The 12785-nt window shown below is 71.7% G+C and carries 11 protein-coding genes and 1 pseudogene; 9 read left to right on the plus strand and 3 right to left on the minus strand.

The window, feature by feature from the left end; all coding sequences use genetic code 11:
- Window positions 1–55: 55 nt before the first annotated feature.
- Complete coding sequence (gene galE, locus B1205_RS17265; protein ID WP_254910067.1) at window positions 56–988, minus strand: UDP-glucose 4-epimerase GalE; 933 nt, start codon at window positions 986–988, stop codon at window positions 56–58.
- Window positions 989–1217: 229 nt separating this feature from the next.
- Here galE and B1205_RS17270 point away from each other — a divergent pair, with 229 nt between their 5' ends.
- The 6 genes and pseudogenes from B1205_RS17270 (at window position 1218) to B1205_RS17295 (ending at window position 5731) form a co-directional block, all read left to right on the plus strand.
- A complete protein-coding gene (locus B1205_RS17270) occupies window positions 1218–2237 on the plus strand; it encodes a hemolysin family protein (protein WP_089156553.1) in 1020 nt (339 codons plus the stop codon).
- Between the two features lie 33 nt (window positions 2238–2270).
- Window positions 2271–3296 (plus strand): tryptophan--tRNA ligase, encoded by a 1026-nt coding sequence (trpS, locus tag B1205_RS17275; RefSeq protein ID WP_089156554.1) that lies wholly within the window; start codon window positions 2271–2273, stop codon window positions 3294–3296.
- A 19-nt stretch (window positions 3297–3315) separates the two neighbouring features.
- Window positions 3316–3848: pseudogene (locus B1205_RS17280) on the plus strand (2'-5' RNA ligase family protein).
- Window positions 3849–3904: 56 nt separating this feature from the next.
- On the plus strand, window positions 3905–4846 hold the full coding sequence (locus B1205_RS17285; protein ID WP_089156555.1) for a YihY/virulence factor BrkB family protein: 942 nt from the start codon (window positions 3905–3907) through the stop codon (window positions 4844–4846).
- Window positions 4843–5244: a GntR family transcriptional regulator gene (locus tag B1205_RS17290; RefSeq protein ID WP_089156556.1), complete on the plus strand. Its 402-nt coding sequence runs from the start codon at window positions 4843–4845 to the stop codon at window positions 5242–5244. Before B1205_RS17285 ends, B1205_RS17290 begins: the two co-directional genes overlap by 4 nt.
- A gap of 46 nt (window positions 5245–5290) precedes the next feature.
- Window positions 5291–5731, plus strand: coding sequence for a hypothetical protein (locus B1205_RS17295; RefSeq protein WP_089156557.1), 441 nt, complete (start codon window positions 5291–5293; stop codon window positions 5729–5731).
- 138 nt (window positions 5732–5869) lie between these two features.
- On the opposite strand, the gene B1205_RS17300 is transcribed toward B1205_RS17295, so the two are convergent.
- Together B1205_RS17300 and B1205_RS17305 are read right to left on the minus strand one after the other, a co-directional pair.
- Window positions 5870–7504 (minus strand): glycoside hydrolase family 13 protein, encoded by a 1635-nt coding sequence (locus B1205_RS17300; protein WP_089156558.1) that lies wholly within the window; start codon window positions 7502–7504, stop codon window positions 5870–5872.
- A gap of 171 nt (window positions 7505–7675) precedes the next feature.
- Complete coding sequence (locus B1205_RS17305) at window positions 7676–8716, minus strand: LacI family DNA-binding transcriptional regulator (protein ID WP_089156559.1); 1041 nt, start codon at window positions 8714–8716, stop codon at window positions 7676–7678.
- Window positions 8717–8913: 197 nt separating this feature from the next.
- Between B1205_RS17305 and B1205_RS17310 the strand changes: the two genes are divergently transcribed.
- Genes B1205_RS17310 through B1205_RS17320 form a run of 3 tightly spaced genes read left to right on the plus strand, consistent with a single transcriptional unit; the run spans window position 8914 to window position 12688 of the window.
- Window positions 8914–10164, plus strand: coding sequence for a sugar ABC transporter substrate-binding protein (locus B1205_RS17310; RefSeq protein ID WP_089156560.1), 1251 nt, complete (start codon window positions 8914–8916; stop codon window positions 10162–10164).
- Complete coding sequence (locus B1205_RS17315; protein ID WP_089156561.1) at window positions 10164–11807, plus strand: ABC transporter permease subunit; 1644 nt, start codon at window positions 10164–10166, stop codon at window positions 11805–11807. The genes B1205_RS17310 and B1205_RS17315 overlap by 1 nt, the downstream gene beginning before the upstream one ends.
- On the plus strand, window positions 11804–12688 hold the full coding sequence (locus B1205_RS17320) for a sugar ABC transporter permease (protein WP_089156562.1): 885 nt from the start codon (window positions 11804–11806) through the stop codon (window positions 12686–12688). The genes B1205_RS17315 and B1205_RS17320 overlap by 4 nt, the downstream gene beginning before the upstream one ends.
- Window positions 12689–12785 lie beyond the last annotated feature (97 nt).

Here is a 12785-nt window from a genome sequence, read left to right on the forward strand (position 1 = left end):
GTGCCGCCTTTTGTTCGCGGCTGCGGGGCTCGCAACCCCGGCTCACTCCTCGCGCTCACGAGCGACCACCGGCGACGTGCTCGCGGTAGAACGCCCAGGCGTCGCCGACCATGTTGTGCAGGGTCGGCTTCGCCGGCACCCAGCCCAGCTCGTCGCGGGCCAGCGCGGACGACGCGACCAGCTCGGCGGGGTCGCCCTCGCGGCGGGGCGCCACCTCGACCGGCACCGGGTGCCCGGTGATCTCGCGGACCACCTCGACCACCTGCCGGTTGGTGAAGCCGTTGCCGTTGCCCAGGTTGTAGATCCGGTGCCGGCCTCCGGTGGCCGCGTCGAGGGCGAGCAGGTGGGCGCGGGCCAGGTCCTCGACGTGGATGTAGTCGCGGACGCAGGTGCCGTCGACGGTGGGGTAGTCGTCGCCGAAGAGTTGGAGCTTCTCGCGCCGGCCGGCGGCCACGTCGAGCGCGATCGGGATGAGGTGGGTCTCCGGGTCGTGCCGTTCGCCGATGATCTGCCCGTCGTGGCGGTAGGCCCCGGCGACGTTGAAGTAGCGCAGCGAGACGGCACCCAGCTCGTGCGCGATCGCCTCGGAGGTGAGCGCCATGTCGACGGCCAGCTTCGTCGCGCCGTAGGTGTTGGTGGGGGCCTTGACGGCGGTCTCCGGGATGGGCAGCTCGATGGGATTGCCGTAGACGGCGGCGGTGGAGGAGAAGACCATCCGGGGCACCCGGGCGGCCCGGACCGCGTCGATCAGGGCGAGCGAGCCGACGGTGTTGGTGTCCCAGTAGAGCTCCGGGCGGATCATCGACTCGCCGGCGGCGATCAGCGCGGCGAAGTGCAGCACGCCGTCGAAGCCGGCGTCCGGGGTGAGCACCCGGGCGGCCTCGTGCACTGGCAGGTCGACGTGGGTGGCCTCGGGGGCGAGCGCTTCGCGGTGCCCGGTGCGCAGGTCGTCCAGCACGGTCACCCGGTGGCCGTGGTCGAGCAGCATCCGGGTCACCACGCTGCCGATGTAGCCGGCGCCGCCGGTGACGAGCAGTTTCACGTCGGTCCTCCTGCCTGGGCCGCGTCCCGCGTCGGCCGTCCGTGATCACCCTACGACCGGTGTCGGTGCCACGGCTGTCGAGTAAGCCTCAGGTCATTTCATCACGACCAATCAGGAATGAACAGATACGAACATCGGGCCGTACGTACGGTGAGCGCTGTCTACCATGCTTGTCATGCGGGAAGCGGCTGGTCCCGGGCCCCGGCGGCGACCGTCGGGGCGGCCCCGACGCGAACCCGGCCCGCTGGCCCGGGCTGTGGCCCGCCTGGTGGTGCGCGCCGCCGACGGCGCCACCCGCCGGGTGACCGGCCTGCTCGGCGCGAGTCCGACCGCCGGGCGGGAACGGATCAGCGAGGCCGAGCTGCGGGACCTGGTCGCCGCGAACACGCTGCTCGACGCGGACGAGCGGCGGATCATCGACGAGGTGCTGGTGGCCGGCGCGCGGATGGTGCGTGAGGTGATGGTGCCCCGCACCGAGGTGGTGTTCCTTCCCGCCGGCCTGCCCGTGGCCGAGGCGCAGCGACTGGTCCGGACCGGCCCGCACACCCGCTACCCGGTGGTGGACGGCACCCACGACGACGTGGTCGGGCTGGTGCACCTGCGGGACGTGCTGCTGCGCCCGGAGCCGGAGCGCCCGGTAGCCGTCGGGGAGCTGACCCGCGAGGTCAAGCGGCTGCCGGGCAGCAAGCGGGTGCTCGCGGCGCTCACCGAGATGCGGCGGGAGGGCCACCACCTGGCCGTCGTGGTCGACGAGTACGGCGGCACCGCCGGCATCGTCACCTGCGAGGACCTGGTCGAGGAGTTGGTGGGGGAGATCCACGACGAGGAACACGGACCGCCCGGTGAGGACGGACCCGCCGGCCTGCCCGCCGTGGTCGACGGCCGGCTCAACCTGGCCGACTTCGCCGAGCGCACCGGCGTCCCGCTGCCCGCCGGCCCGTACGAGACGGTCGGCGGCTTCGTGATGGCCGCCCTGGGCCGGCTTCCGGTGGCCGGGGACGAGGTGCCGGTAGCGGTCGATCCGGCCGACGTGGCGGACCCGACCGATCCGGAGGGCTGGCTGCTGCGGGTGCTGGCGCTCGACGGTCGGCGGGTGTCTCGCCTGGTGGTCTCCGTGGCGCGGCTGCCCGAGCCCCGGCGCGAGGTCAGCGGCCCACTCCCACCCGTACCGGCCCGACCCGCCGGCCCGTCATGACGGAGCCCGGGGCTTGCTGACAGAATTGCCGCCATGTCCGACGTACCCACCCGGCCGCGCGTCTTCTCCGGCATCCAGCCGACCGCCGATTCGTTCCACCTCGGCAACTATCTGGGCGCGCTGCGGCACTGGGTGGCCCTCCAGGACAGTCACGACGCGTTCTACTGTGTGGTGGACCTGCACGCGATCACCGCCGGGCACGACCCGAAGGTGCTGAAGCAGCGCAGCCGGGTGGCCGCCGCGCAGCTCTTCGCGCTCGGCCTCGACCCGGAGCGCAGCACCCTGTTCGTCCAGTCGCAGGTGCCCGAGCATCCGCAGTTGGCCTGGGTGCTCGGCTGCATCACCGGCTTCGGCGAGGCCAGCCGGATGACCCAGTTCAAGGACAAGTCGCAGAAGCAGGGCAGCGAGCGGTCCAGCGTCGGGCTGTTCACCTACCCGATCCTGCAGGCCGCCGACATCCTGCTCTACCAGGCGCACGCGGTGCCGGTCGGCGAGGACCAGCGGCAGCACCTGGAACTCTCCCGCGACCTGGCCCAGCGGTTCAACTCGTCGTTCGGCCCGACGTTCACGGTGCCCGCTCCGCACATCGTGAAGGACACTGCCAAGATCACCGATCTGCAGGATCCGACCGCCAAGATGTCGAAGTCGTCCTCCTCGCCGGCGGGCATCATCGACCTGCTGGAGGACCCGGCCCGCTCGGCCAAGAAGATCCGCTCGGCGGTCACCGACACCGGCCGCGAGATCGTCTTCGACGCCGAGGGCAAGCCGGGCATCTCCAACCTGCTCACCATCTACTCCGCGCTCTCCGGCCGCGGCATCGACGACCTCGTCGCGGCGTACGACGGCCGGGGCTACGGCGACCTGAAGAAGGACCTCGCCGAGGTGGTGCGGGACTTCGTCACCCCGGTCCAGGAACGCACCAACGCCTACCTGGACGACCCGGCCCAGCTCGACAAGCTGCTCACGCAGGGCGCGGAGAAGGCCCGGGCGGTGGCGGCGGGCACGCTGCGCACCGTGTACGAGCGGGTCGGCTTCTTCCCTCCGGTGCGGTCGCAGTAGCGGCCCGGGCGGGAAATGGGTGACGCAGTCGGTGACCGGAGGGGTGGCGCGCAACGTGGCGGGCAGTGACGCAGCGGGGGGCGACGGCGACACGATCCAGATCGGGATCGCGGTCGACGTGCCCGAGCCGTGGGGCGGGCTGCTGACCCGCCGTCGGGTCTCCGCCGGTGACCCGCAGGCCGTCCCGGCGCACGTCACCCTCCTCGGGNGGCCGCCACCCATCTGCCGTTCACGCTGCATCTGCGCGGCACCGGCACGTTCCGCCCGGTCACCCAGGTGGTCTTCGTGACCGTGGCCGCCGGGATCAGCGAGTGCGAGCTGCTCGCCGCCGCGATCAACTCGGCACCCGAACTGCGCCGGGAGGCGCGCTTTCCGTACCACCCGCATGTGACCGTCGCCCAGGACGTGCCGCCCGAGGTGCTCGACAAGGCGTACGAGGATCTGGCCGACTTCTCCGCGCTGTTCGAGGTGGAGGCGTTCACCCTCTTCTCGCACAGCGGGGCGACCCGGTGGCAGCCCCGCCGCGACTTCCGGCTCGGCGGCCCGAACTGAACACCCGGCCGGCCGGGCCTCCTCCGCCCGGGGCGGGGATCGGCGAGGATGACGGGGTGAACGTCTTCGGCCGGATCGAGACGGCGGTGGGGCGTCGCATCGACGCGGCCCGAGGTCGCTCGTCGGGCTTCGACCACCTGTGGCGGGCCGGCACGCTCTACACCGACCTGCTCGCCGGCCGGCTCGCCGCCGCCATCGCCTACTACGGCTTCTTCGCGGTGTTCGCCCTCGCCCTGGTCGCGTACTGGATCTTCGGCGCGGTGCTGCGCGACAACGAGGACGTCAGTCGCGCGGCGGCCGAGTTCCTCCGGGACAACCTGCCCTTCCTCGACCCGGCGCAGATCGCCGAGAGCAGCGGCACCGTCGGCGCGGTCGGCCTGGTCATCCTGGTCTTCACCGGGATCGGCTGGGTGGAGGCGATCCGCTCCTCGCAGCGGCTCATGTACGGCTTCAACCAGCAGCCCGGCAACCTGGTGGTGCGTCGCCTGGTCGACCTGGGCGTGCTGGTCGCGGTCTTCGTGCTGCTCTTCGTCTCGGTCGCCGCCGTCGACGCGCTGGAGTCGCTACTGCGCTTCCTGCTGCGCAGCACCGGGTCGCTCGGCCTGACCACGGTCAGCGCGGTGCTGAGCGTGCTGGTCAACGCCGTGCTCGCCACCGCGCTGCTGCTGGCCGTGCCACGGCTGCGGATGAGCCGGCGCCGGCTGCGCCCGGCGGTGCTCGCCGTCGCCGTCGGCATCACCCTGCTCAACACCGTGGGGCGCTACTACGTGGTACGCACCGAGCGGAACCCGGCCTACACGGTGGTGGCGACCGCCGTCGGCCTGCTGCTCTACCTCTACCTGCTCAACCAACTGGTGCTCTTCGGCGCCGCGCTCGCCGCCACCAGCCCGTACGGCCGGGTGGTCGACCTGGCCGAACGCGGGGCGCGGGAGGTCGACGTGGAGGTGGACGTGCCCGACGAGCAGACCGACCCGGGCACCCCCGGAGGCGGGGGATGACCCCGCGGATCCGGATCGACGCCGACGCGCCGACGCCCCCGTACGAGCAGGTGCGCGCGCAGCTCGCGGGCGCGATCGGGGACGGGCTGCTGGCGGTGGGCACCCGGCTGCCCGCGGTCCGTGCGCTCGCCGCCGACCTGGGGCTGGCGGTGAACACGGTGGCCCGCGCCTACCGGGAGTTGGAGTCCGCCGGCCTGGTGGAGACCCGGGGGCGGCACGGCACGGTGGTGGCGCCGGGGCGAGACGACGCGACCGACCGCCTGCACCGGGCGGCGGCCGGGTACGCCGCCGAGGCGCGCCGCCTCGGCGTTCCCGCGGAGCGGGCCGTGGCCCTGGTCCGTGCGGCCCTCGACGCCGGTACGCGTGGTCCGCAGCGGTCGCCTGAGCGGGGAGAGTAGGGGGATTGCGGTCCCCGCGCGGGCACGGGACGGCCATGATGGGCCGGTGGGCGCACTCGTGACACTGGACCTGCCGGACGACTCGCCGATGCTGGACCTGCCGTGGATCATCACCTTCGGTCCGCTCGGCGCGGAGGACGAGTGGGAGCCGGTGGTCTGCGGCCCGTACGAGCGGGCGCACGCGCTGGCGATGGCCGAGGCGGTGGTGGCCGAGGAACAACTGATGGCGGTGGTGGAGCCGCTGCTGCCGGCGCTCACGCCGGAGGAGATCCGCGGTGAGATCGCCGCCGCGCAGATCGCCGCCGCGGACGAGACCGACCAGGCGGACCTCTACGGCGACTTCGAGGACGTCATCGACGACGAGTTGGAGCTGGCCGCCGAACGCCAGCCGGAGCCGCAGCCGGCGAACCCGCCGGACCGGGACGAGATCCGGGCCGGGTTCGCCCGGATCGCCGCGCTGCTCACCGGCCGGGGCGCCGGGACGTGACCCGGGCGGACTTCGGCCCCCGGGAGCGGACTCCCGGGGGCCGAGGTCACCTCACCCCCCACCACAAGGGGTCGGCAGCCCAGCCGCCCGTCGGCGCGGAGCACAACGGACGACCAGGTCGTATGCGGGTTACCCGGCTCAGCGCCGTTCGAACCACGCGGAGGCGTCCACCGGCAGGACGTGCCCGTCGCCCCGCTCGGTGAGGTCGGCGCTGGCGACGAGCGGCCGTCCGTATCCGGCGACCGTCACGTCGGCGCCGCTGATGTTGACCACGCAGGTCAGCTCGGCGTCCCCGGCGGTGCGCCGGAACGCCAGCACGCCGGGCTCGGTCTCCAGCCAGGTGATGCCACCGAGGCCGACCAGCGCCGGGTGTTCGCCCCGGATCCGCAACGCGGACCGGTACAGCTCCAGCGTGGAGCCGGGCGTGCCGGCCTGGGCGGCCACCGAGAGGGCCCGCCAGGTCGCCGGCGCCGGCAGCCAGCTCAGCTCGCTGCCGTCCGCCCCGAAGCCGTACGGGGCCAGCTCGCCGCTCCACGGGATCGGCACCCGGCAGCCGTCCCGGCTCTCCCCGGTACGCCGGAACGCCGGGTCCTGACGCAGCTCGTCGGGGAGGTCCAGCACCTCCGGCAGGCCCAGTTCCTCGCCCTGGTAGACGTATGCGCATCCGGGCAGCGCGAACATCAGCAGCGCGGCGGCCCGGGCGCGGCGCAGACCGATCTCGCCGTCGCCGTACCGGGTGACGTGGCGCTGCTTGTCGTGGTTGGAGAGCACCCAGGTGGTCGGCGCGCCCACGATGGTCGCCTCGGCCAGCGCGGTGTCGATCACCTTACGGAACGAGTCGGCCGACCAGGTGGCTTCCAGGAAGTCGAAGCTGAACGCCTGGTGCAGCTCGTCCGGGCCGATGTAGCGGGCCAGCCGCTGCGGGGTCTCGGCCCACGCCTCGGCGACCGCCATCCGGCCGCCCGGGTAGCTGTCCAGGATCGGCCGCCAGGCGCGGTAGATGTCGTGCACCTCGTCCTGGTCGAAGTAGGGCAGCCGGCCCTTGCCGAGCAGATCCGACTGGCGCTGCCCGGTGGTCATCGTGCTGAAGCCGACGTCCGGCAGGCCCTCGGCCTTGATCATTCCGTGCGCCACGTCGATCCGGAAGCCGTCGACGCCGCGGTCCAGCCAGAAGCGCAGGACGTCCTCGAATTCGGCGCGCACCTCGGGGTGACGCCAGTTCAGGTCGGGCTGGGCCGGGTCGAACAGGTGCAGGTACCACTGGCCGTCGGCCACCCGGGTCCAGGCCGGGCCGCCGAAGATGCTCTCCCAGTCGTTCGGGGGCAGCTCGCCCCGCTCACCCTTGCCGTCGGCGAACAGGTAGCGCTCGCGCTCCGCCGAGCCGGGGCCGGCGGCCAGCGCCGCGGTGAACCAGGGGTGCGCGCTGGAGGTGTGGTTGGGCACCAGGTCGACGATGATCCGCAGGCCCAGGGCGTGGGCGTCGGTGATCATCTGGTCGAAGTCGGCCAGGTTGCCGAAGAGCGGGTCCACGTCGCGGTAGTCGGCGACGTCGTAGCCGGCGTCGACCTGGGGCGAGGTGTAAAAGGGGGTCAACCAGAGCGCGTGCACACCGAGGTCGCGCAGGTAGGGCAGGCGCTGCCGGATGCCCTGGAGGTCACCGACGCCGTCGGAGTTCGCGTCGGCGAAGCTGCGGACGTACACCTGGTAGACGACCGCGGACCGCCACCAGTCGTCGTCGGTGGGCAGCGGCGTGGGGGTGGGGGCGGAGGTCATCGCGTCGGTTCCCGTTCTGTGGCGGCGCAGGGTGTCTGAGCAGAATGCCGCGCCAACTCTGCAAGAGTCAAGCATCCTTTGCGCAAGAAATGACGGCGGTCACCCGCTCCGCCAGCGCAATCACACCCCGAACAGGTCCCGCATCCCGAGATGCCCCGCCGCGTCGGGCTGTCAGGCGGGGACGGCCAGGGAGGGGGCGGGTCTCGCCACGGCGGTGGAGCCACGCACCACCAGCTCGGGGCGGAAGAGGTACTCGGAGTTCGGGGACGGGTGGCCGTTGATCTCGTCGACCAGGGCCCGCACGGCCGCGACCGCCATGGCCGCCACCGGCTGACGCACGGTGGTCAGCGGCGGATCGGTGAAGGCCATGAGCGGCGAGTCGTCGTAGCCGACCACCGAGACGTCCGCGGGCACCGACAGGCCGCGCTGGCGTGCCGCCCGCACCGCGCCCAGCGCCATCAGGTCCGAGCCGCAGACCAGCCCGGTCGCACCGCGCTCGATGAGTCGGCCGGCGGCCGCCTCGCCGCCCTCCACGCCGAAGAGGGTCAGCTCGGTCAGCTCGGTCATCTCGTCGTCGGGGATGTCGGTGAGGCGCCGCATCGCGGCCTTGTAGCCGGCGACCTTGCGCTGCACCGGGACGAACCGGTCCGGGCCGGTGATCAGGCCGATCCGCCGGTGCCCGAGCGCGACCAGGTGGGCGACGGCCAGCTCGGCGGACTCCCGGTCGTCGCAGGAGACGAACGGCGCGGGGATGCTCGGCGCGTACCCGTTGATCATGACGATCGGCAGCGGCCGGGCGAGCAGCGTACGGTACCGGTCGTGGTCGGCGGCGGTGTCGGCGTGCAGGCCGGAGACGAACACGATGCCGGAGACCTGGCGGTCCAGCAGCATCTCCACGTACTCGTCCTCGCGGACGCCGCCGGGCGTCTGGGTGCACAGCACCGGGGTGTAGCCGGTCGGGGCGAGCGCGGACTCGATGATCTGGGCGAACGCCGGGAAGATCGGGTTGTCCAACTCGGGCACGACCAGGCCGACCAGGCCGGCGCTGCGCTTGCGCAGGCGAGCCGGGCGCTCGTAGCCGAGCACGTCGAGAGCGGTGAGGACGGCCTGCCGGGTCTCCGGGGCCACTCCGGGGCGGTCGTTGAGCACCCGCGACACCGTGGCCTCGCTGACTTCGGCCTGTTGGGCGATGTCGGACAGTCGAGCGCGCATGGCGGCACTTTAGCTCAACGGCAAAGTCTTGCGTACGGCTCTGCAAGCCCTTCCATTCTCTGCAACCTCTTGCTAACGTCCCCGCAACATACGCGAGCAGCGGCGCAGCACCATCGCGCCGGTCAGCAAGAACTTTCAGAGATTCCCACTGGCGGTCGCCCTTCCCCCGGCGTGCCGCCATGACGACAGGAGTACCGATGCGCATCCGTACCGCGGGTGTGGTCGCCGTCCTCGGCCTGGCGCTCGCCGCGTCCGGCTGTGGCGACAGCGGCAGCGACAAGCCGGCCGCCGGCGAGTCCCCCAAGGCGTCCGGCGGCAAGCTGGTCATCTGGGCCGACGACAAGCGCGCGGCCGCCCTCAAGCCGTTCGCCGAGGAGTTCGGCAAGGAGAACGGCGTGACCGTCGAGGTCCAGGCCGTCTCGAAGGACCTGCAGACCAACTTCGTCACCGCCTCGCAGCAGGGCAGCGGCCCGGACGTCGTGGTCGGCGCGCACGACTGGATCGGCAACCTGGTCCAGAACGGCTCCATCGACCCGGTGCAGCTCTCGGCCGAGCAGAAGGCCGGCTTCAACGAGACCGCGGTCAAGGCGGTCACGTTCAACGGCCAGCTCTACGGCGTGCCCTACGCCACCGAGAACCTGGCGCTGATCCGCAACACCGAGCTGGCCCCCGAGGCGCCGAAGACCATCGAGGACCTGGTCGCCGCCGGCAAGAAGCTCAAGGCTGACAAGAAGGCCAGCGAGATCCTCTGCCTCCAGTCCGGCCAGAACGGCGACGCGTACCACATCTACCCGCTCTACACCTCGGCCGGCGGCTACCTGTTCGGCACCGCGGCCAACGGCGACTACGACCCGAAGGACCTGGGCGTGGGCAAGCCGGAGTCGATCGCGGCGTTCCAGAAGATCGCCAAGCTCGGCGAGAAGGGCGAGGGGGCGCTCAAGCGCTCCATCACCGGCGAGAACTCGATCATCACCTTCACCGGCAAGAAGTGCGCCTTCCTGGTCTCCGGGCCGTGGGCCATCGCCGAAGCCAAGAAGGCCAACATCAAGTACGACATCTCCCCGGTCCCCGGCTTCGCCGGCGGCAAGGAGGCCCGGCCGTTCGTGGGCGTCCAGGCGTTCTACGTGGCGGCCAAGGGCAAGAACAAGGCCCTGGCCCAGGAGTTCGTCACCAACTACGTGAGCAAGCCCGAGCTGGCCGTCGCGCTGTACCGGGCCGAGCCGCGCCCGCCGGCGCTCACCGCCGCCTTCGACCAGGTCAAGGGCGAGGACCCGGACCTGGCCAAGTTCTCCGAGGCCGGCAAGAACGGCCAGGTGCTCCCGGCGATCCCGGCCATGGCCGCGATCTGGGACCCGTTCGGCAAGGCCGAGGCCGCCGTCATCGGAGGCGCCGACCCGGCCAAGACGATCACGGCCGCCGGCAAGACCATCCAGGCGCAGATCAAGTAATGAACGCGCCGCTGTCCGGCCCGGGGTCCGCCACGCAGACCCCGGGCCGGGAGCCCGCGCGTTCCGGGCTCCCGCGCACGTCCCGTACCGCGCGGCACCACGCGCCGATCACCGCGACCGGCCTCGTCGCCAAGGTGGTCCTGCTCGGCCTGGTGGCCGGGATCGCGATCTGGGCGGCGTTCCCGCTCGTCGAGGCCGGACACTGGCTCGGGCTGGGCGTCCTGGCGGCCACCACCGCCGGCCTGTTCTACCTCTACCTGGGCCGCCGACACATCCCGGCCAAGTACCTGGTTCCGGGCACGCTCTTCCTGCTCGCCTTCCAGGTGCTCCCGGTGCTCTTCACCGCCAGCACCGCGTTCACGAACTACGGCGACGGCCACCGCGGCAGCAAGGACGACGCGATCGTCGCCATCCAGACCTCCTCGGTGAAGCAGGTGCCCGGCTCGACCGAGTACGCGCTCACCATCGCCACCACCGGCGACCCGGCCACCGGCGACCTGGTCTTCCTGCTCAGCGACCCGAAGACCAGGGAGGCCTTCGCCGGGGACGCGGGCGGGCTGCGCAAGCTCGACGCCGCCGACGTCACGGTCAGCAACCTCAGCGGCAAGGTCACCGCCGCCGACGGCTACACCGTGCTGACCATCGGCCAGGCCAGCGGTCGCAGCGACGCCGTCACCGCGCTGATCGTGCCCACCGACGGCGGCGCCATCCGCGCCAACGGCCTCACCCGGGCCTACGAGGGCAAGGCGGCCCGGGCGTACGACGCCGGCTGCGACTGCGTCACCGACGACGAGACCGGCCGAACGTGGACCGCCGACGAGAAGGTCGGCTCCTTCGTCGCCGCCGACGGGGAACGGCTCACCCAGGGCTGGAAGGTCAACGTCGGGTGGAAGAACTTCGGCGCGGTGCTCACCGACTCGAACATCTCCGGGCCGTTCTTCGGCACGCTGGCCTGGAACTTCGCGTTCGCGATCGGCTCGACCGGGTTGACCTTCCTGCTCGGCATGGCCATCGCGCTGGCGTTGCACTCGCCCCGGATGCGGGGCACCAACGTCTACCGGGTGCTGCTGATCCTCCCGTACGCCATGCCGTCGTTCGCGATGCTGCTGGTCTGGCGGGACATGTTCAACACCGACTTCGGCCTGCTCAACAACCTGTTCGGGTTGGACGTCGACTGGTTCGGCGGCACCTGGTCGGCCCGGATCGCGGTGCTGCTGGTGCAGCTCTGGCTCGGCTACCCGTACATGTTCCTGGTGGCCACCGGCGCGTTGCAGGCCATCCCGGCCGAGCTGACGGAGGCCACCTCGGTCGACGGCGCCTCACCCTGGCAGTCGTTCCGGGCGGTCACCCTGCCCCTGCTGCTGGTGGCGCTCTCGCCCCTGCTGATCGCGTCGTTCGCGTTCAACTTCAACAACGTCAACGCGATCCTGTTCACCACCGAGGGCGGGCCGTTCGCGCCGGACAACCCGCGCAACGGCGCCACCGACCTGCTGATCACGTACACCTACCGGCTCGCGTTCGGCGCCCAGGGCGCGGAGTACGGCCTCGCGGCCACCGTGTCGATCTTCATCTTCGCGATCGTGGCGACGCTGTCGGCGGTCAGCTTCCGGCGCACCCGCAAGCAGGAGGAGGTGTACTCGTGACCACCATCGCGCAGACGCCCGCGGCCCGCCGAGCGCGCGGCCGATGGTTCGCCCAGGTGGGCTGGCGGCATCTGGTCGGGGTGCTGGCGGTGCTGTTCAGCCTCTTCCCCATCCTGTTCGTGATCTCCGCGGCGCTCAACCCGCTCGGCACGCTCTCCTCCACCGAGCTGCTGCCGACCGGGGCGTCGCTGGAGAACTTCACCAACCTGTTCGACCGGACCGCGTTCGGCCACTGGTTCCTCAACTCGCTGCTGCTGGCGGGCGTGGCCAGCTTCGCGTCGATCTTCCTGTCCGCGCTGGCCGCGTACGCGTTCTCCCGGATGCGGTTCGCCGGGCGTCGGATCGGCCTGCTCACGCTGCTGCTGATCCAGATGTTCCCGCAGTTCCTGGCGATCGTGGCGATCTTCCTGATCTTCACCACGATCACCGACCTGTACCCGGGGATCGGCTTCAACACCCCGTGGGGCCTGTTCCTGCTCTACATGGGCGGCGCGCTGGGCGCGAACACCTGGCTGATGAAGGGGTTCTTCGACACGCTGCCGAAGGAGCTGGACGAGTCGGCCACGATGGACGGCGCCTCGCACGTGCAGGTCTTCTTCCGGATCATGCTGCCGCTGGTGGCGCCGATCCTGGCGGTGACCGGCCTGCTCGCGTTCATCGGCTCGATCAACGAGTTCATCATCGCCAACGTGTTCCTCACCAACACCGAGTCGAAGACCCTCGCGGTCGGCATGTACGGCCTGGTAGCGGGGGAGCGCAACAACAACTTCGGGATGTTCGCGGCGGGCACGCTGCTCACCGCGATCCCGACCGTGCTGGTGTTCCAACTGCTCCAGCGCTACATCGTCTCCGGGCTCACCTCCGGAGCGGTCAAAGGCTGAGCCTCCTCGGCTCACGCTGCGGCAAGGGCGTCGTGTCGGCGTACACCGGAGCGGTTTGACGGGCGGACCGCCGCGGTCGGGTGACCGACCGCGGCGG

This window comes from Micromonospora sp. NBS 11-29 (genome assembly GCF_002140155.1).
Taxonomy (GTDB): Bacteria; Actinomycetota; Actinomycetes; order Mycobacteriales; family Micromonosporaceae; genus Micromonospora.